Raw genomic sequence first — 24,613 nt, forward strand, 5'->3', positions numbered from 1 at the left:
GCTGTTGACTTCAACATAGGACCGCGCGCGTGCCATGTCAACGGACGTTGACTAGACTGACGTCATGAGTCGAAGGCCACGCGACGCCGACGCCAGCCGGACCTCGATACTGGCGGCCGCCAGGCTGCAGTTCGGCAGGCACGGATTCGAGCGGACGACGATCCGGTCCGTCGCGGCGGAGGCCGGTGTCGATCCGGCACTCGTCATGCGCTACTTCCAGAACAAGGACGGCCTGTTCGCCGCGGCCGCCCGGCTGGACGTCGAGCTGCCGGACCTGTCCGAAGTGGACCCCGATCGGATCGCCGACGTCCTGCTGCCCGTGTTCATCGGACTATGGGGCCCCGACGGGCCGTTCCTGCCATTGCTGCGCGCCGCCACTTCGAATCCGGTCGCGACCGAGGCGCTGCTGGGCGTGCTGACCGAGCAGGTCACCCCGGCGCTCGCCGTCCTGGCGCCCGACCGGCCCGCGGAACGCGCGGCACTCGTCGGCGCTCAGCTCCTGGGCATCTCCGTGGCCCGCTACGTGCTCGGCGTCCCGCCCATCGTCTCGATGGACGACGCCACGCTGATCGAGTGGTTACGCCCCACCCTGGCCCACTACCTCACCGGCGAGCCAGGAGTTTCGTGACCCCGAATTCGAATCGCTCGTCGAAGGATTCCTCACTGAGAAAGGAAAACACGCTCCGCAGCGCGGGACGCTCCCCGACGGAGGGATGCGACAGGGAACGCTCCGGCAGGGACTGCTCCTCCTGGGCAAGGCCGAGCGTGAAGTAGATCAGGCTCCAGCAGGTCCACGCGGCTTCGCGCGGGGGAAGGCCGCCATCCAGCAACGCCTGGACGAGCGCTTCCGCAGTGTCCAAAGTGGCCGGTTCGGCGGCGTAGGTGCCGGCCACGACGGCGGCGCCGTCACGGTGGGCCAGCAGGGCCTCCCGGTAGCGCCGGACGATCTCGGCGGCGCGTTCGTGCCAGTCCCGCGGCAGGTCGTCGAGCGAGGCGCCGGCGACGATCGCGTCCGCCATCAGCTCCGCCAGCCGCGCCTTGCTCTTGGCATGCCAGAGCACGGTGTTCATCCGCACCCCGAGCCGCTGCGCGATGGCACGCAGGGAAACGGCGTCGGCACCGTGCTCGTCGAGGATCTCGAGGGCAACCCGCACCACATCGGCTTGACTCTTGGTCACTGACCTAGTGTACTGGAGGCGCATTGTTGGTCACTGACCAAGGGAGAGAGTTCATGGAGGACGTGGTCATCGTGGGCGCCGGGCCGACCGGTCTGTGGCTCGCCGGGGAACTACGGCTGGGCGGGGCGTCGGTCACGGTGCTGGAGACCAGGCCGGAACGGGACCCGAATTCGAAGGCGCTCACCATCCATCCCCGCACGCTCGAAATCTTCGACTGCCGGGATATCGTGGAACTGTTTCTGGGCGAAGGCATCCGTATTCCGAGCGGGCATTTCGCCGCGCTGCCCGACCGGCTCGATTTCGCGGCGCTGGACACGCCGTATCCGTTCACTCTGGTGCTGGTACAGGCCCGCACCGAGGAAATCCTCGAAGCGCGTGCCCGCCGGATGGGTGCGACCGTCCGCCGGAATTGCGCGGTCACCGGATTGACGTCCGGTGGTGTCGAATTGCCGGACGGAGAAATCGTCGAAGCGCGTTATGTGGTGGGCTGCGACGGAACGCGCAGCACCGTGCGCACGGCCGCGGGCATCGACTTCCCCGGCACCGATTCGACGACCTGGGGCTGGCTCGGGGATGTGAAGCTCGATGCGCCGCCGGAACGGGGTTTCGCCAACAAGGCGGGCGCCGAGGGCGGCCTGATGATCGTGCCGATGCCCGGTGGTATTCATCGCATAGTGGGCGGTGACCCGAACTCGGACCGGCCGGGCACACTGACGCTCGAGGAGCTACGGTCGGCCGTCCGCCGGATCGCCGGCACCGACTTCGGGATGCGGGACCCGGCGTGGTTGTCGCGTTTCGGCAACGCGACCCGGCAAGCCACGGCTTACCGTAAGGGAAACGTGTTACTGGCCGGGGACGCCGCGCACATGCATTTCCCGACCGGCGGCGTCGGCATGAACGTCGGTATCCAGGACGCGCACAACCTTGGCTGGAAGCTCGCCGCCGTGGTCACCGGCCGGGCGGATGAAACACTGCTCGACACGTATCACGAGGAACGTCACCCGGTCGGCGCGGATCTGCTCGAACACACCCGCGCCCAGACGGCGCTGATGACGACGTACTCCCCCGAAGGGCAGGCGCTGCGCGCGGTGCTGAGCGGGTTGATCACGACGGCTCCCGATATGTCCCGGCAACTCGCCGGGCGGCTGTCCGGGCTCGACGTCACCTACGCGTCCGGCCCCCGCGTCCCGAACCTGCCGTTTTCCGATGGGAGCACGCTTTTCCAGCGGCTGCGCAGCGGCGAACACGTGAAGACCGAAGCCGGGCTGGTACGACCGGACGGACATCTCGCCTGACCGTCCACAATGGAGCGCTTGGGGTTCACCAGTCGTGGAACCCGCGCCCCGTCTTGCGCCCGAGCTCGCCCGCCGCGACCTTGTCCCGCAGCAACTGCGGCGGGACGAACCGCTCACCCAGGGTGGCGTGCAGGTACTCCGCGATGGCCAGCCGCACGTCAAGGCCGACGAGGTCGGTGGAGCGCAACGGTCCCATCGGGTGCCGGTAGCCCAGTTCCATCGCCTTGTCGATCGACTCGGCGTCGGCAACGCCTTCCTCCAGCATCCTGATCGCCTCCAGCCCGAGCAGCACGCCGAGGCGGCTGGTGGCGAACCCGGGCGAGTCCCGCACGACGATGTCGGTCTTGCCGAGTGCCCGCACCCAGCCACGCACCCGCCGCACGACCTCGTCGCCGGTCTGGGGCGCGACCACCACCTCCACCAGCTTCGATGCCGGGACCGGGTTGAAGAGATGGGTGCCGACGAACCGTCCCGGTTCGCGGAGGGCGGCGCCGAGTTCCGCGACGGACAGCGAACTGGTGTTGGTGGCGAGGACACTCTCCGGGCCGACCCTCGCCTCGGCCCTGGTGAGTACGTCGATCTTGAGGTCGGCGCGTTCCGGCACCGCCTCGATCACGAGGTCGGCCTGCGGGGGCAGGGCGGCGAAATCGGTGAGCACGGTCAGCCGGCCCAGCACGGTTTCCGGGTCCTGCGGCAGGGCGCCGCGCTCGGCGGCCTTCGCCAGCCCGTCGGCGACTCGCCGGCGGGCCGCGGAGGCGGCCTCGTCGCTACTCTCCACAATGGACACTTCGCTGCCGAGCCCGGCGAAGACCTGCGCGATACCCGCACCCATCCGCCCGCCCCCGATCACCACGACCACATCCGGCGCACTGTCCACGTTCACGAGCTCCTCCCGTCCGTCGCGTACCACCTTAACCGACCGAACGTTCGGATATTCGCGTGAGCCGCACCACGTGGCCCGCGGGTCAGGAATTGCCGTCGCCGTCCGGGATCCACTCGCCGTGGAAGCCCAGTGGCACGCGGCGCGGGAGCTCCACCGTGGCCACCGGCCCGGCCGCCACATCGCCGGCGTCGAGGACGACCAGGTTCGCCGCGTTGCGGGTCTCGTGGGACACGATCGAGATCAGCCACCCATCGTCCTCACGGGTGCCGCCCAGCGCCGGCACGAACTCCGCCTCCCCCGGCACCCAGCCGTGCTCGAAAGTGTAGGTGGACCGGCCGCCGTTTTTGGTGTCGTACTTGATGATCGACGGCTGCAGGCGGTCACCGATCAGCAGCGGCGCGCTCACCGCATAGACCGACTCGCTCCCCTCGCCGATGCGGTTCTCGTTGATTGTCGGGAATTCGATCGCGAGGTCGTCCAGCCGCTCCTCGGTGGCGGTGCCGGTGGCCACGTCGACGATCCAGCGGTGCAGGCGGCCACCCCCCACGGCGGTGGTCAGCGCCTCGCGCAGTGTGCTGGTCCCGCCGAGATCGGCCCAGATGCGGTTGAACGAGGCCGGGTCGTACTGCACGGCATCCAGCACGAGCTTTCCGGACGCGGTCTCGCGTGCGTTCGCGACATGAAAGGCGTATCCGGGTTCCACCTCGATCCACTTCACGTCCGCGTCCCCACCCCCACGCGGCATCACGCCGATCCGTGCGCCGTAGGTGTCGCTCCACCGGAACGGCATGCCCGGACGCACGGTGAGCTCCCGGTCGAACACGACGGGCAGATCGAGCCACAGCACATAGTTCGGGGTGATCGCGAAGTCGTGCATCATCGTGTATCCGGGCACCGTGATGGGCACGCTGCGCAGCAGTTCGCCGGTCGCGTCGATGTGGTGGAACGTCACGAACGGCGGTCGCGGGCTGACCCCGAAGATGTAGAGGTCACCGGTCGCCGGGTCGAGCTTGGGGTGCGCCGTCATCGCGGTCTTGAGCTTGCCGTGGAAGTCCCACGGCCCGACGCTCTCCAGCTCCTCGCTGATCTCCCACGGAAAACCGTTCTCCACCAAGGAAAGGATCTTGCCGCCGTGGTGGATCACGCTGGTGTTGGAGGTGTTGTGCAGATGCCCGCTCGCCGGATCGGACCGGTCGAACGGCTTGCCGTCCATCAGCGGCGTGTGCACCCAGCGGTTGCGGTACCACTGCGCGCGCCCGTCCCGGATCCGGACACCGTGCAGCATGCCCTGGCCGGTGAAGTTGTGCCCGGGATCGGTGCCCGGCAACGGGTTGGAGCCGTTGCGGAAATACCGTCCGGACAGTTCGGACGGCAGCGTGCCGGTCACCCGCAGGTCGGCGGCGTCGATCTCGTCGGGCACGGGTGCCATCGCACCGCTGAGGTAGCCCGGCCGCTCGGTGGTCGTCATGGTCACTCCTGTTCGAGGGGAACTAAACACCCGTAAAGATACGTCAGCCGGACCGCGGTCGCAATTACTTGCGCGAGGTTATAAACGGCCGTATACTTCCGGCGATGACCAGACCAGCCGTATCACACCAGCGGAACAAACCAGGGGAAGGTTCCCGGCTGCGCGGCCGGATTATCGCTGCGGCGTTCGAGATCCTGGACGAGGAGGCGACCGTCGACGCGGTGACCCTGCGGGCCGTCGCACGGCGAATGGGAGTGACGGCACCCGCGCTCTACGGTCATTTTCGCGATCTCAACGACCTGCGCGGCGAATTGCAGCGCACGGCTTTCGCCGATTTGCACGCGGCGTGTGATGAGGCAGCCGGCGGAATGGAAGATCCGGTGCGGGCCCTGCTCGCCCGCTGTCAGACGATCGCGACGTGGGGCATCGAGCACCTCGGCCGCTACCGGCTGATGTTCACCAAGATCGACGGCGTGCCCAACGTCGCGGGCCAGGCGTCCGTCGACCGCCTGGTGGCGGCCGTCGAGGAGTGCGTCAGCGCGCGACGGTGCGACAGCGACGACCCGCAGACCGACACCGCCCATCTTTTGGCCGCGCTCAACGGACTCGTGCTGACCCGGACGGTCATGGACGGCTTTCCCTGGCCCGCGCTGACCCGGGCGGTGCACGACATCGCGACGAGGATCCTGCGCCTGGCGCCCTGAAATCAGGCGTGCAGAAGCGCGGCGACCGCGGCGTGGATCTTCTCCGCGTCCGGTTCGTCGCCGGTGATCATGTCCGCGTAGAGGAACGATTCGATGATGCGGACGATGAGGTAGGCCAGATCGTGCAACGCCATCCGGTGCGACAGGTGGCCCCGGTCGTGCTCCTGCTCCAGCATCCGCTCGAAGCAACCGACGATGTAGCCCTGCAGCGGGCTGGCCTTCGAAGTCAGCAGCCGCAACGCCCGCTCCGCCTCGCGCCGCAGAAAGGCTTGGAAGAACTGGGTTTCGATGAGCGTCTGCGCGTAGTTGCGGGCGACCATCGCGATCCGCGCGCCACCGACCCCCTCGGCGGCCTCGGCGGCGTCGCGCAACGTGGGATCGGTCAGCGAGATCAGGATGTTGACGACGAGCTGATCCCGGTTGCCCAGCCAGCGAAAGAGGGTCGTTCGGTCGACGCCGAGCCGCGCGGCGAGCTGTTGCATGTCCAGCCGCTCCCCCGCCACGAACGCGCGGCGCGCCATCCGGAAGGCCTTGCCCGCGTCCGGGCGCTCGCCGGAGCGCGACGTCCCGGCGAGGTCTGCGGGTCGCGGTGTGGTCATGGCGAGCATCCTAGGCGTGGTTCATAAGCGGCGGAGCCGCTTGCTGTGGGCCGTCAGCTTGCACCGCTGCGGGTTCTCAGGTGGTTCCTCGCGAGGACAGCGCCGACGTGGTGTATCGGCATACATGAGGAGGCGATCCCGGAGCGAGGGGCCGCCTGAGGTTCCGCCACGCAAACCACATTCGAAACAGTCTTAGGCGTGGTTCACGAGGTTACGCCCGCGATGGCGCTCGTCTCCGGTCATGCGTCCAGCTCCGTGCGGGGCGGAAGACCGGGGAAAGCCGGCGGCCGCCGTTCGAGGTAGCTGGCGACGCCTTCCTTGACGTCCGGACCGCGAAACGACGCCAGCATCAACCGGTCCGCATCGGCGACCGCGGTGGCGAAGTCGGTTTCGAGGGCGCGATGCACCTGGCCCTTGATCTGCGCCATCGCCCACGGCGAGCAGGCGGCGGCCAGGGCCTCGGCGTATTCGACGGCCTCGTCCACCACCCGGCCGGCTTCCTCGACGACCCGGTCGACGAGGCCGATCCCGAGCGCTTCCCGGCCGAGCACTACGCGTGAGGACAGCAGAAGGTCGAGGGCGCGGCTCGTGCCCACGAGGCGCGGCAGCAGCCAGGCGATGCCGTATTCCGCGATCAGCCCGCGCTTCGCGAAGGCCGTCGTCAGCTTCGCGTCCGGTGTCGAGAACCGCAGATCGCAGTACAGCGCCTCGACCAGGCCGAGTCCCGCGGCCGCCCCGTTGATCGCGGCGATCAGCGGTTTGCGCACGGTGAGGGGATACCACCGCGGCCTCGGGCGTGGTGGGAGCTCGTCGAACTCGGTCTCGCCGACGGCTTCGAGGTCGGCGAGATCGGCGCCGCCGCAGAAGCCGCGCCCGGCTCCGGTCAGCACGATCGCCCGGACACTCGCGTCGGCCTCGGCTTCGTCCAGGCGCGCGTAGTACTCCTCCTCGAGCGCGTCGTTCCAGGCGTTCATCCGGTCCGGCCTGTTGAGCGTGAGGACCAGAACAGCTCCTCGCCGCTCGGCGAGGACGAGTGGGCCTTCGGCCATCGGAGCTCCCTTCGTCACCCGAGCACGGTAAGCGGGATCGGATCAGGATGCAACACTTTGTGAATGTGTTGTATCTCAGCTCGGCCGGGAGAGGGCGAGCCGGATCCCGTAGCTTACGGCCGAGGCCAGGAACAGGGCGAGCACCAGCCAAAGCCACCGGGCCAGGTACGGCTGCTGGCTGAGTCCGGTGGCGGCGAGGTGAGTGCCCTCCGAGTCACGGAGGATGCCGGGCAGGAACATCACGAACGTCAGGCCCGCGCCGAGCAGCGGCAGGCGGATGTGGTTGATCAGCGGGATCCGGGTGCGCGGCAGGCGGGTCAGCATGCGGTCCGTGAGTGCGTAGGCGGGGAACAGGACGAGGTCGTGGACCACGGCGGCGCCGACGAACCAGAGGAGAACCGTCGGTGCGGAGGGATCGCCGAGCAGGAACGAAGCGGCGTATGCGGCGAGTCCGAGGCCGGCGAGCATGACGAGAAGTTTCATCGCGGATCCGGGAAATCGAGGGAGCGCACCCACTTCGTGCAGTGGACGCCGGGTAACGCGGGCACGATGATCCGGGCCGGGTACCCGTGGTCGAGGCTCAGGTCGGCACCGTTGACGCGGAGTGCGAGCAACGCGTCCGGGTCGGTCACCTGCCCGGCGGTCAGCGTCGCACTGGCGAAGGGACCGTCCTCAATGGACTTCACGTGCGCCGAACTCGGTTGTGTCACACCGGCGAGCGCAGCCAGGTCGCGCAGCCGCACCCCGGTCCACGTCTGGACGGTGGACCAGCCTTCGACGCAGGCGATGGGCAGCCGCGCGGTGTACTGGGGCAGGGCGAGGAGGTCGTCGCGGGTCAGCGTGCGCTCGACGGCGCCGTTGAGTACCAGGCGCCAGCCGGCCACGGTGATTCCCGCGGCGGCCGCGGTTCTGTTGATGGGAAACCCGTTCGGCCCGTCTCCGGGTTCCCGGCCGCGGGGCAGCAGCAACGCGAGATCGCGGAGCGGACCACCGATGGTCTGCCCGGCGGTGAGGACGGCGACGAGAAGCGACCCGCCGCCGACCACCCCGAGAAACCCGCGGCGGCTGAGCGTCGGCGGCGCAGGATCGGCGGCGACAAGCCCCGTGTCGTCCGGTGACTCCGGTGCGGTGCCCGGGGTTGTCAGTTCGGCGCGCAGCGAGCGGGACCGCAGCGCGCGCACCATGCGGGGCAGTTTCAGCGCGACGTGCACGACGAACGACGCGATGAACACCCAGGCGCCGAGGTAGTGGCCGGTGTAGAAACTGAAGCCGAACGCGTAGTCGTACTGAATGTTGAGCAGCCCGGTGACGATCTCGAACAGGATGCTGCCGACGAGGAGCAGCAGCGATGTCCGTTCGAGGGCGTGGACGAGTGCCCGTCCCGGTGTCCGGGTGAACAGTTTCGGGATGACCGACCAGAGTTTGGCCAGCACCACGGGGACGAGCACGAGCCCGAGCCCGACGTGCAGCCCCTGGGTCAGCCGGAACAGCCACGAGGGGCGGGTGGGCCAGTCGAACGCGGGCAGATGCAATGGCCCCACGTCAGCCGGAATGCCTTGGCCCGGCCCGTAGGCGACGTAGTCGAGCAGTCCGGTGACGATGACCAGCGGGAGGCAGCCCAGCAGGACTGCACCCAGCACCGAGGTGAGCCAGGGCCCCCGCAAGGGACTGCGAAATCTGGGCGGTCGCAGGATGGCGAATCCTTTACCGGTGCGGCGAAACCGGGGCAACGGCACGGCGATCACTCCCTCACCAAGGCGGCGAACCAGCGCCCGCCGCGGTGGGCGAACCACGCCGGGCGCAGACCGCTGCCGCGGGCGGTGTGGTGCAGTGCGTCGACGCCGAGCCACGCCCAGGCGAACCACGCTCCGGGAGGGTGGCCTCCCTCGGTGACGCGGACCTGCCGTCGGCGCAGGCCGGTGCCAGGCCGGTCCAGCTCGACCAGCGCGGTACCGCCGGTGCACAGCAGTTCACCGACGCGGCGCAGCAGCCCGGCGGGGTTGCCGCCGATGCCGATGTTGCCGTCGGCGAGCAGCGCGTGCCGCCAGCGTCCTTCGCCGGGCAGGCGGGTGAACAGGTCCCGCCGAACGGCGGCGGCACCCCGGTCGCGGGTGAGCGCGACCGCGACCGGCGAGAGGTCGACGCCCAGCGCCGGCACCCCCCGCTCGGCGAGGGCGGCGGTCAGGCGCCCCGGGCCGCAACCGAGATCGAGGGTCGGCCCTTCGCACGCGCGCACAAGGACCTCGTCACCCGGATTCGACCTGGCCCGCCACCGATCGACAGGCAGGGAAATCCGCGTCCCTCCGGGCAATTCGAGACTCACCCGGCGACCGAGGAGACCCGGCTCGAACCCGGTCAGCATGGGACCGCCCCACTCACCCGATGCCCCAACCGGCTTGGTCCCAACCCGGCACCACCCCAGCGAACCGGCGACCCAGGACCACCCCCGCGAAACCACCCCGCACCAACGCGCCCCGCCGACCCCATCAACGCGACACCTCGGTGACCGCGGCGGCGAAGCGGCTTCCGGGGATCAGGGTGGCGACCCGGTGCGCGTCGGCGAGAGTGTCCACATCGGACATCTCCGGGAGAGTGCCCACGGTGTGCCCGCGCCGGGCGAGGGCGGTCGCGGTGCGAGCGCCCGTGTCGGCGCGCGAAGTGGGCACGGCACGCAACGCGCCCGCGGCTCGTGGATCGCGCAGGCCCAGGCACCACCAGCCACCGTCCTGGGCGTGGCCCAGTACGGCATGGTAAGCGTCGAGCCGGTCGAGTGCGCCGGCCAGCAAACCGGTTGTCACCTGGGGAGTATCCATACCTATTTGGACGGTGCGGGCTTCGGCGTGCCGCGCGGCGAGGTCGGCGTGCGCGTTGGCGAGCCGGGCGGGAAAGTCGTTGCCGCGCTGGGGAAAAACCTCACACGCGCCCAGCAGTTCAGCCAGTTCACCGCCATGGACCGCATCCCGGAGGTCACCGTGGAGCGCCACCGCGACCTCTGCGCCGGGGGTCGCCAGCGCAGTGTCCACAGTGTCCAGAAGGGCCGCGGCCGCGATCGTCGCGGCCTGCCGCGCGGTCACCGCCGGAGTGAGCCGCGTCTTGACCCGCCCCGGCACCGGAGCCTTGGCGACCACGAGCACGATCCGCTTCACCGCAGCACCGCCGCCATGTCCCGGACCGCCCGCAGGGTCCCGCGCACGGACCCGGACACCTTGCTCCGGGTGCCGGCCGCACGCGGGCGATAGGTGACCGGAACTTCCGTGATGGTCCAGCCCGCGGCCCCCGCACGCAGCAACAGTTCCAGTGGGTAACCGAAAGCCCGGTCGGCCACGCCGAGCGCCACCAGATCCTCGCGCCGGGCGGCCCGCACCGGCCCGATGTCGGTCACCGGTACCCCTCGCCGCCGCACCAACGCCGCCAGCAACCGGTTGCCCGCCCTGGCATGCCACGGCCACGCTCCCCGGCCGGCCGGCCGCCGCGCGCCGACCACCAGCGTCCGCGGCCGGGTCAGCGCCACCAGTGCGGGCAGTTCGGCCGGGTCGAGTGAGCCGTCGGCGTCGAGCACGCACACCACATCGGCGGTCGCCACCTCCAGTCCGGTGTGGACGGCCGCGCCATAGCCACGCCGGGGCTCGTGCACGACCTTGGCGCCATGCTCGGCCGCGATCTCAGGCGAGCCGTCGGAGGAGCCGTTGTCCACGACGATCGGCCGGTACCCCGGCGGTATCGCGGCGAGTACGCGGGGCAGGGCGGCGGCCTCGTCGAGGCAGGGCAGGATCACATCGGGGAAGTCGGTCACGAGGGCTACGGTATGTCCACCTTGGACGGACAGAAACCCTTTCGCTCCTTACGAAATCCTGACGGTACCGCGAATATTACGGACTTCTGACGGACGCCGGCGCACACTCGCCGGCAGCCGTGCGAGTCGGCTACGGTCGGCCCGGTGAGCGCGCTCGTGTCCGCCCCGCCGGCCACCCGCCACGGCCACCGCGCCGACGTGGTCGCCGGGTGCGTGGTCGTCCTGTTGGTGGCGGCCGCCGTCGCGGGCTGCCTGTGGTGGAATCCCGGACGCCGGCTCGGCCCGGGCGCGTTCGCGGGCGCCGGCCCGCGGTTCGGCGAGTGGCCGGTCCTCGGCACCCTCCTCCCCCACGCCGGCCCGGCGACCGTGACGACGGTGTTGTTCGCGGTCGCGGTCGTGTTCTACGGTCCCGGTCTCGCCGAACGGCTGCCGTGGCACCGCGCCCTCGCCGCGGCGTACGGCGGCGCGGTCGCGTGGACGTTCTCGCTCGCGCTGATCGACGGCTGGCAGACCGGAATCGCCGGACGGCTCACCGCGAGCGGCGAGTACCTGGCGGAAGTGCCGCATATCACCGATATCGGCGTCATGCTCCGCACGTTCACCGGGCGAATCCTCGATTTCCAGCCGGATTCCTGGCCCACGCACGTCTCCGGGCATCCACCCGCCGCGACGCTCGTGTTCGTGTGGCTGGACCGGATCGGCCTCGGCGGCGGAGGCATCGCCGGGGTGGTCTGCATTCTCGCGGGCGCAGCCGCCGCCGTCGCCGTTCCCGTGACGATTTCCGCGCTGGGCCACCGGGATCTGGCGCGCGCCGCGATCCCGTTTCTCGTGTTGTTCCCGGGCGCCGTGTGGGTGGGTGTGTCCGCGGACGGGCTGTTCACCGGCGTCACCACCACCGGGATCGCGTTGCTCGCCCTCGGTGCCACCGGACGGCTCGCCTGGGCAGTCGCCGGCGGTGTGGTGCTCGGGTTCGGGATCTTCCTGTCCTACGGGCTGGTTCTGCTGGGTGCGATCGCGCTCGCGGTCGTGCTGGCCGCCCGCCGCTGGGCCGCATTGGCGCTCGCACTCGCCGGTGCGCTCGCGGTGGTCCTGGTGTTCGCCGCGGCCGGGTTCTGGTGGCCGGCCGGATACCACCTTGTCGTCGAACGCTACTACCAGGGGATCGCCACCCAACGACCGTACGGGTACTGGGTATGGGCGGACCTGGCGTGCCTCGCGCTGGCCACGGGACCGGTGGCCGGCCCAGGGCTACGCCGCGCGTGGCTTTCCCGGCGCACCGGTCTCACCGCCGTCCTCGCGGGAGCGGCCGTCGCGGTGCTCGCGTCGGACGTTTCGGGCCTGTCCAAAGCCGAAGTCGAACGAATCTGGTTACCGTTTGGGGTGTGGCTGGTGGCCGCGGCGGCGTTTCTGCCATGCTCATCGCGGCGCTGGTGGCTCGCCGCGCAGGCGGTGACGGCGCTCGCGGTCAACAGCATTCTGGTGACGAACTGGTGAGGTGGAGATGCGGCAGGAACCGGTGACCGGCCGGGTGCTCGTCGTCGACGACGACGTGACGGTGCGGGATGTCGTGTGCCGCTACCTGGAGCGGGACGGGCATGAGGTGACCGCCGCGGGCAGCGGTGAGGAGGCGCTCGCCGCGTTCGCCGCCCGGCCACCGGATCTGGTGGTGCTCGACCTCATGCTGCCCGGCATCACCGGACTCGAAGTGTGCGACCGGTTGCGGCGGACGAGCGCGGTGCCGGTGATCATGCTGACCGCGCTCGGCGAGGAGGAGCACCGCATCGCGGGGCTGCAACGGGGCGCCGACGACTACGTGGCCAAGCCGTTCAGCCCCCGCGAGCTCACGCTGCGCGTCGCGTCGGTGCTGCGCCGCGCGCAAGGCGTCCCGGAGGAGACCGCCGCTCCCGTGTCCGACGGCGATCTCGTGATCGACCCGCGGGCCCGCAAGGCATTGATGCGCGGCGCCGAACTGCCGCTGACCGGCCGCGAATTCGACCTGTTGTTGTTCCTGGTGACTCATCCGGGCACCGTGTTCAGCCGGGAGGAACTGCTGGACCGGGTGTGGGGCTGGAACTTCGGCGATCAGTCCACTGTGACCGTCCACGTGCGACGGCTGCGGGAGAAGGTGGAAAAGGACCCGGCCGAGCCCCGGCGCATCGTCACCGTGTGGGGCGCGGGTTACCGCTACGACCCGGAGCGCACGGAATGATCACCTCGGGCGAACCGCTCGGCACGCTTGTCGAGCACGCACTGCACATTCTGCCCGTCGCGCTGGCGCTGGTGCTGCCGGTGGTCGCGGTCGGCGCGGTGCTGCTGCACTGGGTGCGTGCGCGCGCACTGTCCACGACGATGACGCTGCTGGTGCTCATCCCGCTGGTCGCGATGCTCGCCGGGGTGCTTGGCGTCAGCGGGTTCATGTTCACCGCCACGCTCGCCACCACACTGCTGGTGTGCCTGCTCGTCGCGGTCGTCGTCGTGCCCGTCGCAGTCCTGATAGGACGGTTGATCGCACGCCGCAGCGTCTGGGAACGTGAGGCGCGCCAACGGGAACGCGCCGCCGAGGCGTCGCGGCGTGAGCTGGTGGCGTGGATCAGCCATGACTTGCGCAGCCCGCTGGCCGGAATCCGGGCCATGGCCGAAGCGCTCGCCGACGGCGTGGTGACCGATCAGGGCGAGGTCGCCGGGTACGCGGCCCGCATCAGCGACGAGTCCACCCGGCTGTCCGGCATGGTGGACGATCTGTTCGAACTGTCCCGCATCACCGCCGGTGCGCTGCGGCTGACGATGGCGGCCGTGCCGCTGCGTGAGGTCGTCGGCGACGCGCTCGCCGCGCAAACCCCGGTGGCGCACCGGAAAGGCGTGCGGATGCTGGCCGACGCCCAGACTTGGCCGACGGTACTCGGCAGTGACACCGAACTCGGCCGCGTAATCCGCAACCTGCTCGCCAACGCGATCCGGCATACCCCGCCTGACGGCACCGTCACGTTGCGGGTGCGCCTCGACGAGGGTGACGCGGTTCTCGCCGTGGACGACGCCTGCGGCGGCATTCCGGAAACCGAACTGGCGCGGGTGTTCGACGTCGCCTTCCGCGGCGCCGCCGCCCGCACACCCGAGTCCGGCGACCAGCCCGCGGGCGCCGGACTCGGCCTGGCGATCGCGAAAGGACTGGTGGAAGCGCATCACGGGCGCATCGACGCCAGTAACCACGGCCCCGGCTGCCGGTTCGAGGTACGCCTGCCGCTGGCCGCGAGCTGACTCAGCCCGCGACGGGATCCCGCAGCGGGTCCCGCGCGAACGCCGACACACCATCCACAAAGGACACTTCGGCCCGGAAACCCAGTGCTGTCAAGGCCCGCCGTGGATCGGCCACCACATGCCGCACATCCCCCGGCCGCGCGCCACCGACGACCCGCGGCGCCGGACCAGCGCAGGCCCGCGCCAGCTGACCGGCCAGCTCCCCCACCGTGTGCGGGTCACCCGAGCACACGTTCACCGGTGTCAGCGCACCCCGCTCGCCGGCCCGCTCGACCGCGAGCGCGTTGGCCAGCGCCACATCGTGGACATGCACGAAATCCCGGCACTGCAAGCCATCCTCCAGCACCGTCGGCGCCTCGCCACGGGACAACGCCGACCGGAACAGCGAAGCGACCCCCGCATACGGCGTGTCGCGCGGCATCCGCGGGCCGTACACGTTGTGGTAGCGCAAAGCCCACACCTGCCCGCCGGTCTGGCGCGCCCACGCCGACGCCAGATGTTCCTGGGCGACCTTCGTCGCCGCATAGGTGCTGCGCGGATCGAGCCGGGCGTCCTCGGTCACCAGCCGCCATTCCACCGGACTGCCACACTCCGGGCACGATGGCTCGTACCGTCCTCGCTCGAGATCCTCCGGCGTCCGGGGCCCCGGGCGCACCGGGCCGTGCCGGTCACAGGCGTAGGCGCCTTCGCCGTAAACGACCATCGACGAGGCCAGCACCAGCCGCTTGCGCCCCGCCGCGAACATCGCCGCCAGCAGGACGGCCGTGCCGTAGTCGTTGTGCGCCGTGTACGCGGGGCCGTCGGACGGGTCGAGCCCGTGGCCCACCACCGCCGCCTGATGGCACACCACATCCGCGTCCCGCACCAGCTTCGTCACGAGCTCCTCGTCACGCACGTCTCCCCGGACGAAGTCGTGCTCGGCCACCCACGGCGGCGCAAGGTTTCCGCCGTGTGCCTTGTCGAGCAACACATCCAGCAACCGGACCTCATGCCCTCGCGCGGCCAGCACATCCGCGACGTGCGACCCGACGAAACCAGCACCACCCGTGATCAGCACCCGCATGCGGCCCACCCTAGGGGCGGCTGAACTGGCGGACAGGCCGGCGGGCGAGTTGGTCAGGGACTCGTAATATCTCGTCTCCTACGGCCGGAGTGTCCACAATGGAGTCCTTACCGCTCCTCGCGGATCAGGTCCCCGGCGCGCCAGGCCAGTGCCATGGTGGGGGCGGCGGTGTTGCCGGCCGGCTGCTCGGCGAACACCGACGCGTCAATGACCCGCAGACCGTCCACACCGCGCACCCGCAGCCGGTGATCGACGACGTCTTCCGCGTTCGGGCCCATCGCGCACGAACCGATGGCATGATAAATACCGAGCGGGCCGGCGATCGCATGGTTGATCACCTCGTCCGGCGTCGAGACCGACGGCCCCGGCCGGTCCTCTGCCTCCACGAGGTCGGCCAGCGGGCTCTGCGCGACCATTTCCCTTCCCCAGTCCAGAATGCGTGACGTCGCCGCGCGGTCTTCCGGTGTCTCCAGGAAACGCGGGCTGATCACCGGAGCGTTCTCCGGCAGGGACCCGCTGATGTGCACCTGACTGCGGGTCGTCGGGCGGACCTGGTAACCGACGAACATCGCGCCGGAATACTTCGCCAGTTTCATCTTGTCCGCACGGGTGTCCAGCGCCATCGGCAGCCAGATGCCCTGGATATCCGGCCGGTCGAGCGCGGCCGAGGATTTGCCGGCGCAGACGAGGTCGTATCCCGCCGTGGCGATCGGCCCGCGACGGGTCAGCAGGTATCTGGCGCCCTGCAAACCCTGTTTCGGCACGGTGTTCAGCTTGTGGGTCAACCCGATCCTGCCCTTCAGCTTCACCTGCATGCTCACGCCGCGTTGCTCGATGACCCGCTCGCCGAGGTTGGGACTCTCGACGCGCACCGTCACCCCGGCCGCGGCCAGCGTCTCCGGCCTGCCGATCCCGGAACGTTCGAGGAGCAACGTGCTTTCCACCGTCCCGGCGGACACGATGACCTCGCGTGCGGCCGTGTAGTCCTGATAGGACGGACCGGTTTTCGCACGCACACCGGCAACCCGGTTCCCGTCGAAGCGCAGGTACCCCACCCGGGTCCGGTACAGCACCGTCAGATTCGGCCGTTTCGCCGCCCGCCGTAGGAACGCACTTGCCGCACTGACCCGGATTCCGTGCTTGATGGTCGACGGCGTGAAACCGATCCGCTCGTCATCGTCCTCATTGAAGTCCGCCGTCTGGCGAAGGCCCATTTTCCGGCCCGCACCGAGAATCGCGTCGCACACCAGATCATCCTGGGCGGTAATGGACACACCGAGCGGCCCGCCCGCGCCACGCGAAGCCGACGGCCCCAGATCATGGTCTTCCATCGTCCGGAAAACCGGGAGCATGTCCTGCCAGCCCCAGCCGGGATTCCCCCGCTCGACGATCGCGTCGTAGTCCGCCCGCGCCCCGCGGATGTACATCATCCCGTTGACCGAAGTGGATCCGCCGCCCACCTTGCCCCGCGTCCACGACTCGGGCCGGCCGCCGGGACCGACGGGCTGCGTCGGATAGTGGTAGCAGTAACGATCTCCCTGGAGCGTGAAGTAGAAGCCCTTCGGGATGTACAGCAAGGGATTGCCGGCACGACCGCCGAACTCCAGCACCAGCACGCGCACCGACGGATCCTCCGTCAGCCGGTCGGCCAGCACACACCCGGCCGCGCCGGCGCCGACAATGATGTAGTCGTAAGTAGTCATGAGTCATCGTCCTCGGTTACCTCGGTGAAAGCTCAGCAGTGCGCCGGAACTCGCTGGGGTTGATGCCGCGGACCCGTTTGAACGCGGCGCTGAACCCGAACGGGTCGGAGTAGCCCACGGTGCGGGCGATGTCCGCGATGGTCGCGGCTTTCCGCTCGAGCAGCAAGTCCGCCGCGAGCGTCATCCGCCAGCGCGTGAGGTAGGTCAGCGGTGGTTCGCCGACCAGGCAGGCGAACCGTTTGGCGAGCGTCGAGCGGGACACCCCGGTGCGGCCGGCCAGCGCGGCGACCGTCCACGGTGCCGCCGGTTCGTCGTGCAGCAGGCGCAGCGCGGCGCCGATCACCGGGTCACGCTGGGCCGCCCACCAGGCCGGGGGTTCCCCGCCGGGGCGGTCGAACCATTCGCGCAGCGTGCAGACCAGCAGCCAGTCCAGCAGCCGGTCGAGCACGACCTGCTGGCCCGGTGTGTCGACGGCGACCTCGGCGGCGAGGTGGTCCAGCACCGGGTCGGCCGTGCCCCCGGCGTCCGCGCGCACCACGACGGGTAGCGCGTCCAGCAGCCGCCGGCTCAGCTCGCCGCGCACCGGGTACGCGCCGACGATCAGGGTCGTCGCATCGCGGCCGGTGTCCTCGCCGGGGTCGTGCCAGCCGCGCCGGTGCCGGGCCCCGCCCTCCTCCGGCGCGGCGCAGTGCTCGCCGAACGCGATCGGTTCGGCGCGGCTGCCGACCTCGTCGACGAAGGTGAACGTCGCGGGCCCGCGCACGATGATCGTCTCGCCGGCACGAAGCTGCTCGGGCGGGCGGTGCTCCGGCACGATCCAGCCGCCCCCGGTGAGGACGGTGCACAGGGTCAGCGGCGCGCCGTCCACGAAATGCAGCGTCCACGGCGGGGACAGGGTCGAGCTGCCGAACAACGAACCGTGTGCTCGCACCTCGCGGAGCAGATCGCTGAACGTGTCCACCCCGGCGAGGTTAGACGAATACACAGGCAATCCGGCTTTTCACCTATGGGATTGTCCGAGCCGGCCAGGTTGACTGATGATCAGCCCGCGACCACACCCTCCCGGAAAGGCTGAGATGAGCAGTTCGCTGACCACCGAAGATCTCGCGTTCCTCCGGCGCCCGCTGCACGGATTCCTGTCCGTCGCCGACGGGCCGGTGCCGCCCCAACCCCGGCCGGTGTGGTTCGAGGTCACCGCCGAGGGCACGATCCAGCTGTTCACCGCTCCGGATTCGGTCAAGGCGCGGCGCCTGCCTCGTGATCCCCGTGCCTCGATCGTCGTCGCCGCCCCGGTCGGTGAACGCGAACGCTGGCTGTCGATCGCCGGCCACGCCACGGTCGAACCCGACGGCGGACACGACCTGGCCGCCCGCCTCGCCGCCCGTTACTGGAACCTCGACGACCCCACCCGGGCCGACGACCTCGCCGGAATCCTTGCCACAGAACAGGTTCGGTTCGTCATCCAGCCGGAAACCGTGCGTCGCTACGCCTACTGAAGGGCAGCCGGCTCGTCGTCAGCGGTCCACGACTTGCCGGCCAGGAAAGCGCGGAGGCGGGCGATCAGGTAGCCGGGTTGCTCCTCGCCGACCCAGTGCCCGCATCGCGCGATGGCGCCACCTTCGACGTTGACCGCCGCCATTTCCAGGCACGCCTTGGGCAACTCACCGAGACACGCCTCTCCGCCCATCGCGAGAACCGGCATCTCGAGTTTGACCTTCGCGTGCTCGCGGTTCTGTTCCGCGGAAACGAAATAGTCCCGGTAAAAGCCGAGGCTCGCATGGAGCGCACCCGGATGTCGCATGGACCTGACGTACTGGTCCATGCGTTCCGGGCGGACGGCGTCGGGGTTGTACGCGTAGGACTGGAAAAGGTTGTTCAGATAGTCCGCCTCGCGCCCCGATATCAGCACCTCCGGCATCACCGGCACGGACTGGAATCCCATGTGCCACAAGAAGTTCCCGCCCGCCTTGGGGACCATGGCCTCCTCCATGAGGCCGAAGCCCGGCAGGACCATCTCGAAGATCGCGAGCCGCTTCACCTGATCCCGGTACCGCGCGGCATAGGCATACGCCGCCGCCCCACCCCAGTCGTGACCGACCAGGGAGATCTGGTCATACCCCAAGTGCGTTACCAGCGCGTGGACATCGGCGGCGATGTTGTCGGTGTCGTAACCACTTTCGGCCTTCGCGGTGAAACCCAGGCCCCGCAGATCCGGTGCGATCACGGTGTAGCTGGACGCGAGATCCGCGATGGTCTCGGTCCATGCGGCCGCGGTCTGCGGCCAGCCGTGCAGGAGAACGACCGGCTCGCCCTCGCCGGCTGTCATGTAGTGCACCCGGTGATCGCGGACCGTGGTCGTGTGATGTTCGATCGGATGCTCGCCCATGCTGACGGCCTTCACCTTTCGTTCGAGCGGTGCCTGTGACGACCCGGCGAGCCACACGGTAAACTGTATGTAGTTTTGCTGTCAACCCGCGTACGGTGAACCCGCTTTGCTAATGGCGCCCTGATACTGAATACACTTTTGAGGTGCGGCGGGCGTCAGCGGGCGGTACCGGGGCGGCGTTTGCGGGGCGCGGCGGAGCGGGGCGGCCGAGCCCGCATGTGATCACGAACGCGGGTCATGACCTCGCCGAGGTGACGCACGTCGGTGGCCGACAGCGGCTCGAAGAGCAGCCGCCGGGACACCTCGATGTGACCGGGAAGGACTCGCTCGAAGAGGGCGGCGCCCTTCTCCGTGAGGGTCACGACCGTCGCGCGCTCGTCGTCAGGGAAGGTGCTCCGGGTGATCAGGCCCGCCTTTTCCAGCAGGCCGGCCTGGTAGGTCAGGCCGCTGCGGCTGTAGACGACGCCGTCAGCCAGTTGCGTCATGGTCAGCGGCCGGTCCGAGTCCGCGAGGCGAGCCAGGAGCTGGAACTGTACGTAGCTGATACCGCCTTCGGCGCGGAGCTGTTGCTCGACGTGGTGCTGGAGCAGGCTGACCGCTTCCATGAGGGCGAAGTAGGTCTCGAGCTGCCCGGGATCGAGTGGCCGGGCACCGCTGGTGGTCATACCCCTCAACGTACCTGCTGCGAATTCGCAGCACTGTGACGACACCCACGCCGATGCGGACTGTTGCTTCGAACTCGAAGCGGTCTAGGGTGGCGTCAGCTGCTTCGAGTTCGAAGCGAATGACGGAGGGAAGATCATGAAGGCCATGCGGTACCACTCCTACGGCGACAGCGACGTCCTGACCTACGAGGACACCGACCGGCCGGTGGCCGGGCCGGGACAGGTGGTGGTGCGGGTCGCCGGCACCGCGTTCAACCCCGTCGACGTGGCGATCCGCGCCGGCTATCTACGGGAGGTGTTCCCGCTGACCTTCCCGCATGTGCCGAACTTCGACGTCTCCGGCGTCATCGACGAGGTCGGCCCGGGGGTCGACGGGTGGACGGCCGGGGACGCGGTCGTGGCGTTCCTGCCGATGACCGCGCCGGGAGCCGCCGCCGAATACGTCGCCGTGCCGGCCGAGACACTGGCCGCCGCGCCGAAGATCGGTGAACTGGCCGACGCCGCGGCGCTACCGGCGACGGGACTGACGGCCTGGCAATCGCTGTTCGAACACGGCAAGCTGACGGCCGGGCAGACGATCCTGATCAACGGCGGCGGCGGTGCGGTCGGTGGGTATGCCGTTCAGCTGGCCAAGCAGGCGGGCGCCACGGTCACCGCGACCGGGAGCGCTCGCAGCAGCGACCGGCTGCGTTCGTACGGCGCCGACCGGATCGTCGACTACACCACCACGGCGGTTCTGGACGCGGTGGCGGGCGAGCGGTTCGACGTCGTGCTCAACCTGGCGTCGACCAGTCCGGAAGAGACCGGGCGGCTGGTGGAACTGGTCACCGACGGCGGGGCGTTCGTCAGCGCCACCACTCCCGGCCCCGAACAGGCCGGGCGCGGGGTGCGGACGGTGCGGGTCTTCGTGCGCAGCGACGCCGCCCAGCTCGCCGGACTGGTCGCCCGCATCGACGCCGGTGAGCTGCGGATCGAGGTGGCAAACCGGCGGCCGCTGACCGACCTTGCCGCCGTGCACGACGAGGCCGCCGCGGGCCGGCTGACCGGCAAAACGGTCCTCATCCCCTGAGCCTGCGGCTCAGGAGCAGACATGTCCCGCCGCCGTGCAGGAACAGCACAGCTGGGCGGCATCGCCTTGCGCGATAAGGGCTTCCAGCACCGTGCGGCGGGTGGGCACATCGCCGACCGGCGGCGGGACATGCTCGGCACGCCGGGTCACCGCCGACCGCCTCCGGGTGAGCTCACCGCCTGGCTTATGCGGGCAGCGTGGCGGCCCACTCCGTGACGAGCTTCGCGTATCGCGGCGGGTCGAACTGGTGCATCATGTGCAGCGCGTCCGGCGCCGAGTGGTATTCGACCTTCACCCCCGCCGATTCCATCAGCTTGATCGCGTGCTGGGCCTGCTCGTCGGACAAGGCTCCGAGCAGCTCTCCCGTTTCCGGCTCGATGGCATGCAAGTGGTGGGTCACCAGCACGGGTGTCTTGACCTGCCGCAGCATCCGGTCATGCGGGCAGCTGACGCTGACGGTCCCTTCGTAGAACGCCCGGGCCCACTCGGGGTCGTACTCCTTCAGGTGCTGCGGCGGCTCGTCCGGATTCCCGAAAAGCTGCTTGATGACGACCTGCATCATCTGGGACGGGGACTTCTTCGCGGCTTCGACATAGCCGGCCCAGTCGTTGACACGCCACTGGTCGCCGAGGTGGGTGGTATACAGCTCGAACAGCGGCCCAGCGCCCTGCCGGATCGAGTGCCCGACGGCCGGGTTCAGTTCGGAGGAGAACAGCGGCGCGTCCTCGGCGACGGCGCCCCGGATCTGGCCGGGCATGGCGTAGGCCGACAGCCAGGTGGCGAGGACTCCGCCCGAGGAGTTGCCCGCGACGATGACCGGGCGCTTGATGACCAACGCGATGAAACGGACCAGGTCGTTGCCGAAGGTGTCGAGGCTGTACCGCTTGGGCGTCCAGGTGCTGCGGCCCTGACCACGCAGGTCCACGGCGAACACGTGGAAATCCTGGGACAGCAGGCCCATCGCTTCCTCGTAACCCCACCACGACCCGGTTTGCTCCGGGACCAGCAGCAGGGCCGGCTTGTCCGCCGATCCGGCCTCGGCGTAGTTCATGGTCACCTCGCCGAGGTCGACCTGCTTCTCGGGATATGCGTGCGGGACGAAAACGTCACGCTGCGCGGGACTACCTGGCATTTCTTCTCTCCTTTACGGGGCAGGGCGATAGCTCATGCGGAATGGGCTCCGGTCATCAGCGCCGCGAGGTCGTCGGGGGCCAGGAACGATGGGGGCGGCGGTGGGCCCCACTGGTAAAGCGAGCGAGCATCTTCCCAGACTCCCGGCGTCCACAATGCGTCGTCGACGATGCAGTCGAGATCGGCGTAGTACTCGGAGAAGTTCCCCGCGGGATCCTTGAGGTACCAGAAGAAGTTCGAGCCGATGGCGTGCCGGCCGAGGCCCCATACGTGGCGCGACGGATCGGCCTCCAGCATCGCCGTCGCTCCGCGCCCGACCTCGTCGACGTCGTCGACCTGCCACGACGTGTGGTGCAGGAAGCTCACCGGCGAACGCTGGACCAGGACGTTGTGGTGATCGGTGGAGCACCGCAGGAATGCTGCGGCCCCCGGGACGGTGTCGCTGATCTTGAGCCCGAGTCCGTCGGTGAAAAAGCGTTGCGAGGCCTCCTGGTCGGTGGAGCCCAGCACGACGTGACCGAGCTTGCGTGGCCGGACGCGCTCGTTCCGGTGGATGGCGTCGGCTCGCTCGTTGAGGCGCGCCGCGTCGCCCGGCTGGTTGTACACCGGACCGGTGGCGGGTTCCGGCGCTATGCGGGGCGCAAGTTCGACGCGAACCCGCACCTCGGTGCCGGGATCGGTCGCCGCGACCGAAGTGCCGGAACGCTCGACCGCGACACCGAGTCGTCGCAGGCCGGCCGCCGCGCGGTCGAGATCGTCCGGGTCATCGACCCCGATGCCGAGGTCGAGCAGGCGCCGGCGCGCGGCGTGCCGGATAGCCAGTTGCTCGCCGCCGTCCGTCGTGGCGAACCGCTGGGTCCGCCCCACCGGGATGAGGCCGAAGTCGGTGTAGTACGCCGCCGCCGAGGCGACGTCGGGCACCCCGAGGGTGATCCCGGTCAGTCGGTGCATGGGCACGGACGGGTGTCCTTCCTACTCAAAAGCCGACGCAGCGCTGCCGCAGCCGGCCGATCCCCTCGACAGTGGTCTCCACGACATCTCCCGGACGCAGGAATCGCGGTGGTGTGCGCGTCCCGCCGATCCCGGCCGGGGTGCCGGCGAAGACGACGTCCCCCGGCAGCAGCGGGAGCACCGCGGACAGCCGTGCGATCAGCTCCGGCACGGAGAAGATGAGGTTCCCCGTGCTGCTGTCCTGGACGGTCTCGCCGTTGACCGTGCAGGTGATGCGCAGCCTGTCGGGGTCCGGGAGCTCGTCGGGGGTGACCAGCCACGGACCCTGCGGTGCGAAGCCGGGAAACGACTTCCCGAGGGAGAACTGGGCGGGCGAGCCGGTGAGCTGGAGGGCGCGTTCGGAGTAGTCCTGCCCGACGGTCAGCCCGGCGACGTACGACCACGCTTCGGCGGCGGCGACCTTGTCGGCCCGGCGGCCCACCACGACCACCAGCTCGGCCTCCCAGTCGACGGTCTCCGCGGGCAGGACCAGCTCGCCGACCGGGCCCGCGAAACTTCCGACGAACTTGGTGAACGTCGCGGGTGAGACGGGTGGCTCCAGTCCGGATTCCTCGGCGTGGTCGCGGTAGTTGAGCCCGATCGCGAACACCTGCCGTGGATCGGGCGAGGGCGGCCCCAGCTCCTCGAACGACAACGCGTCACCCTCGCGGTCTCCCGCCACAGTCGCCCAGCCGAGGAACTCGTCCCAGCGTTCGTAGAGCCCTCGCGCGTCGGGGCCGAATGCGCCGTCGCCGACCTTGGCGACGTCGAGCGTTGTGGTGCCGTCGGAGGAGACGAGCACTGCCCGCCCCGCCCGCGTCGCCAACCTCATGAGGCTCCTTTCGATGGTGCGCCCCCGCACAACAGAGGCAGGTCGACGGTCGTGAGGTCTGGACCACGCCAGGCGATGTGCTGATCGGGCCGGACGACGAGAAAGTCCCCGGCCCATTCCTGCGGCCAGCCGGCGGGGGCCGGCAGGATCGTCAGCGGTATTCCTTGTGCCACCGCAAATCCCGCAACCGCGTCAGGGTCGGCAGCTCGCGGGTGGAGCACCGTCAGTCCACGGCCGAGGTCGTCGTACAGCGTTCGGCCGGGCGCGGTCCAGGCGTGCGGAAGCCGGCTTCCCGGATGTGTCGAGGGCACGTAACTCGACACGTCGAGTGCCGGTGGCTCCTCGCCGTTCGCGACCACCGGGGATCCGGCATAGGAGTAGCCGAGGACGAGCCCCAGCGAATGGAACTCCTCAGTCTTGCTCGCCTGGATGGCCTCGGCGATCGGCGCCAGTGCGGGTCCCGTCGCTTGGAGGTTGCGCACCGCGGAGGCCAGCGTCTGCTCGGCGACACCCCGGCGTTCGGCCTCGTAGGACGCGAGCAGCCCCGGCC

28 protein-coding genes are annotated in these 24,613 nt (G+C 69.7%); 8 read left to right on the forward strand and 20 right to left on the reverse strand.

Going from position 1 to position 24,613, the window contains the following annotated elements:
- The first annotated feature begins 64 nt into the window (after window positions 1-64).
- The gene (locus GKO32_RS27095; RefSeq protein ID WP_154759738.1) at window positions 65-628 is read left to right on the forward strand and encodes a TetR/AcrR family transcriptional regulator; all 564 of its coding nucleotides are present in this window, start codon (window positions 65-67) and stop codon (window positions 626-628) included.
- Here the strand turns inward: GKO32_RS27095 and GKO32_RS27100 are convergent.
- Window positions 603-1,178, reverse strand: coding sequence for a TetR/AcrR family transcriptional regulator C-terminal domain-containing protein (locus tag GKO32_RS27100; RefSeq protein ID WP_312868597.1), 576 nt, complete (start codon window positions 1,176-1,178; stop codon window positions 603-605). The genes GKO32_RS27095 and GKO32_RS27100 overlap by 26 nt on opposite strands.
- A gap of 53 nt (window positions 1,179-1,231) precedes the next feature.
- On the opposite strand from GKO32_RS27100, the gene GKO32_RS27105 reads away from it, so the two are divergent.
- Window positions 1,232-2,473, forward strand: coding sequence for an FAD-dependent monooxygenase (locus GKO32_RS27105; RefSeq protein ID WP_154759740.1), 1,242 nt, complete (start codon window positions 1,232-1,234; stop codon window positions 2,471-2,473).
- Between the two features lie 25 nt (window positions 2,474-2,498).
- Here the strand turns inward: GKO32_RS27105 and GKO32_RS27110 are convergent, their stop codons facing one another.
- Entirely contained in the window at window positions 2,499-3,356 is an 858-nt protein-coding gene (locus GKO32_RS27110) for a 3-hydroxyacyl-CoA dehydrogenase family protein (protein WP_312868598.1), read from the reverse strand.
- 82 nt (window positions 3,357-3,438) lie between these two features.
- The gene (locus GKO32_RS27115) at window positions 3,439-4,824 is read right to left on the reverse strand and encodes a carotenoid oxygenase family protein (protein WP_154759742.1); all 1,386 of its coding nucleotides are present in this window, start codon (window positions 4,822-4,824) and stop codon (window positions 3,439-3,441) included.
- Window positions 4,825-4,928: 104 nt separating this feature from the next.
- Here GKO32_RS27115 and GKO32_RS27120 point away from each other — a divergent pair, with 104 nt between their 5' ends.
- The gene (locus GKO32_RS27120) at window positions 4,929-5,528 is read left to right on the forward strand and encodes a TetR/AcrR family transcriptional regulator (RefSeq protein WP_154759743.1); all 600 of its coding nucleotides are present in this window, start codon (window positions 4,929-4,931) and stop codon (window positions 5,526-5,528) included.
- Between the two features lie 2 nt (window positions 5,529-5,530).
- On the opposite strand, the gene GKO32_RS27125 is transcribed toward GKO32_RS27120, so the two are convergent.
- From GKO32_RS27125 to GKO32_RS27155, 7 genes are all read right to left on the reverse strand, one after another.
- The gene (locus GKO32_RS27125; protein WP_166459753.1) at window positions 5,531-6,127 is read right to left on the reverse strand and encodes a QsdR family transcriptional regulator; all 597 of its coding nucleotides are present in this window, start codon (window positions 6,125-6,127) and stop codon (window positions 5,531-5,533) included.
- Window positions 6,128-6,366: 239 nt separating this feature from the next.
- On the reverse strand, window positions 6,367-7,194 hold the full coding sequence (locus GKO32_RS27130) for an enoyl-CoA hydratase-related protein (RefSeq protein WP_312868599.1): 828 nt from the start codon (window positions 7,192-7,194) through the stop codon (window positions 6,367-6,369).
- 57 nt (window positions 7,195-7,251) lie between these two features.
- Entirely contained in the window at window positions 7,252-7,659 is a 408-nt protein-coding gene (locus GKO32_RS27135; protein ID WP_154759744.1) for a hypothetical protein, read from the reverse strand.
- Entirely contained in the window at window positions 7,656-8,912 is a 1,257-nt protein-coding gene (locus GKO32_RS27140) for a molybdopterin-dependent oxidoreductase (protein ID WP_312868600.1), read from the reverse strand. Before GKO32_RS27140 ends, GKO32_RS27135 begins: the two co-directional genes overlap by 4 nt.
- 5 nt (window positions 8,913-8,917) lie before the next feature.
- Entirely contained in the window at window positions 8,918-9,538 is a 621-nt protein-coding gene (locus GKO32_RS27145; protein ID WP_166459754.1) for a methyltransferase domain-containing protein, read from the reverse strand.
- A gap of 124 nt (window positions 9,539-9,662) precedes the next feature.
- Window positions 9,663-10,322 (reverse strand): TIGR04282 family arsenosugar biosynthesis glycosyltransferase, encoded by a 660-nt coding sequence (locus tag GKO32_RS27150; RefSeq protein WP_166459747.1) that lies wholly within the window; start codon window positions 10,320-10,322, stop codon window positions 9,663-9,665.
- Window positions 10,319-10,969 carry a glycosyltransferase family 2 protein gene (locus tag GKO32_RS27155; protein WP_312868601.1) on the reverse strand — a complete coding sequence of 217 codons (651 nt, stop codon included), beginning with the start codon at window positions 10,967-10,969 and terminating at the stop codon, window positions 10,319-10,321. The genes GKO32_RS27150 and GKO32_RS27155 overlap by 4 nt, the downstream gene beginning before the upstream one ends.
- Before the next feature lie 144 nt (window positions 10,970-11,113).
- On the opposite strand from GKO32_RS27155, the gene GKO32_RS27160 reads away from it, so the two are divergent.
- From GKO32_RS27160 to GKO32_RS27170, 3 genes are read left to right on the forward strand one after another with little or no spacing between them, the layout of a single operon-like run.
- Window positions 11,114-12,463, forward strand: a complete 1,350-nt coding sequence (locus tag GKO32_RS27160) for a hypothetical protein (protein ID WP_312868602.1) — start codon at window positions 11,114-11,116, stop codon at window positions 12,461-12,463.
- 7 nt (window positions 12,464-12,470) lie between these two features.
- Entirely contained in the window at window positions 12,471-13,178 is a 708-nt protein-coding gene (locus tag GKO32_RS27165; RefSeq protein ID WP_154759745.1) for a response regulator transcription factor, read from the forward strand.
- Window positions 13,175-14,224, forward strand: a complete 1,050-nt coding sequence (locus tag GKO32_RS27170) for a sensor histidine kinase (RefSeq protein WP_154759746.1) — start codon at window positions 13,175-13,177, stop codon at window positions 14,222-14,224. Before GKO32_RS27165 ends, GKO32_RS27170 begins: the two co-directional genes overlap by 4 nt.
- A 1-nt stretch (window position 14,225) precedes the next feature.
- On the opposite strand, the gene GKO32_RS27175 is transcribed toward GKO32_RS27170, so the two are convergent.
- The 3 genes from GKO32_RS27175 to GKO32_RS27185 form a co-directional block, all read right to left on the reverse strand.
- Window positions 14,226-15,287, reverse strand: a complete 1,062-nt coding sequence (locus GKO32_RS27175) for an NAD-dependent epimerase/dehydratase family protein (protein ID WP_154759747.1) — start codon at window positions 15,285-15,287, stop codon at window positions 14,226-14,228.
- 107 nt (window positions 15,288-15,394) lie between these two features.
- Window positions 15,395-16,990 carry a GMC family oxidoreductase gene (locus tag GKO32_RS27180; protein ID WP_154759748.1) on the reverse strand — a complete coding sequence of 532 codons (1,596 nt, stop codon included), beginning with the start codon at window positions 16,988-16,990 and terminating at the stop codon, window positions 15,395-15,397.
- A gap of 16 nt (window positions 16,991-17,006) precedes the next feature.
- The gene (locus GKO32_RS27185) at window positions 17,007-17,951 is read right to left on the reverse strand and encodes an AraC family transcriptional regulator (RefSeq protein WP_312868603.1); all 945 of its coding nucleotides are present in this window, start codon (window positions 17,949-17,951) and stop codon (window positions 17,007-17,009) included.
- 115 nt (window positions 17,952-18,066) lie between these two features.
- Here GKO32_RS27185 and GKO32_RS27190 point away from each other — a divergent pair, with 115 nt between their 5' ends.
- Window positions 18,067-18,486: a pyridoxamine 5'-phosphate oxidase family protein gene (locus tag GKO32_RS27190; protein ID WP_154759750.1), complete on the forward strand. Its 420-nt coding sequence runs from the start codon at window positions 18,067-18,069 to the stop codon at window positions 18,484-18,486.
- Here the strand turns inward: GKO32_RS27190 and GKO32_RS27195 are convergent.
- Together GKO32_RS27195 and GKO32_RS27200 are read right to left on the reverse strand one after the other, a co-directional pair.
- On the reverse strand, window positions 18,480-19,376 hold the full coding sequence (locus GKO32_RS27195; protein WP_154759751.1) for an alpha/beta fold hydrolase: 897 nt from the start codon (window positions 19,374-19,376) through the stop codon (window positions 18,480-18,482). The genes GKO32_RS27190 and GKO32_RS27195 overlap by 7 nt on opposite strands.
- Before the next feature lie 155 nt (window positions 19,377-19,531).
- The gene (locus GKO32_RS27200; protein WP_154759752.1) at window positions 19,532-20,041 is read right to left on the reverse strand and encodes a MarR family winged helix-turn-helix transcriptional regulator; all 510 of its coding nucleotides are present in this window, start codon (window positions 20,039-20,041) and stop codon (window positions 19,532-19,534) included.
- 136 nt (window positions 20,042-20,177) lie between these two features.
- Here GKO32_RS27200 and GKO32_RS27205 point away from each other — a divergent pair, with 136 nt between their 5' ends.
- Window positions 20,178-21,110 (forward strand): NADP-dependent oxidoreductase, encoded by a 933-nt coding sequence (locus GKO32_RS27205; RefSeq protein WP_154759753.1) that lies wholly within the window; start codon window positions 20,178-20,180, stop codon window positions 21,108-21,110.
- Window positions 21,111-21,119: 9 nt separating this feature from the next.
- Here GKO32_RS27205 and GKO32_RS27210 read toward each other — a convergent pair whose 3' ends face one another.
- The 5 genes from GKO32_RS27210 to GKO32_RS38180 all read right to left on the reverse strand — a co-directional run.
- Complete coding sequence (locus tag GKO32_RS27210) at window positions 21,120-21,260, reverse strand: hypothetical protein (RefSeq protein ID WP_154759754.1); 141 nt, start codon at window positions 21,258-21,260, stop codon at window positions 21,120-21,122.
- Window positions 21,261-21,294: 34 nt separating this feature from the next.
- Window positions 21,295-22,242 (reverse strand): alpha/beta fold hydrolase, encoded by a 948-nt coding sequence (locus GKO32_RS27215; protein ID WP_154759755.1) that lies wholly within the window; start codon window positions 22,240-22,242, stop codon window positions 21,295-21,297.
- Between the two features lie 32 nt (window positions 22,243-22,274).
- Window positions 22,275-23,192 carry a VOC family protein gene (locus GKO32_RS27220; RefSeq protein WP_154759768.1) on the reverse strand — a complete coding sequence of 306 codons (918 nt, stop codon included), beginning with the start codon at window positions 23,190-23,192 and terminating at the stop codon, window positions 22,275-22,277.
- A gap of 25 nt (window positions 23,193-23,217) precedes the next feature.
- The gene (locus GKO32_RS27225; RefSeq protein ID WP_154759756.1) at window positions 23,218-24,063 is read right to left on the reverse strand and encodes a fumarylacetoacetate hydrolase family protein; all 846 of its coding nucleotides are present in this window, start codon (window positions 24,061-24,063) and stop codon (window positions 23,218-23,220) included.
- Window positions 24,060-24,613, reverse strand: a 554-nt coding sequence (locus tag GKO32_RS38180; protein ID WP_446680220.1) for an aromatic-ring hydroxylase C-terminal domain-containing protein, incomplete at its 5' end; no start/stop codon positions are given. The genes GKO32_RS27225 and GKO32_RS38180, both read right to left, overlap by 4 nt.

The organism is Amycolatopsis pithecellobii, assembly GCF_009707865.1.
Classification (GTDB): Bacteria; Actinomycetota; Actinomycetes; order Mycobacteriales; family Pseudonocardiaceae; genus Amycolatopsis_E; species Amycolatopsis_E pithecellobii.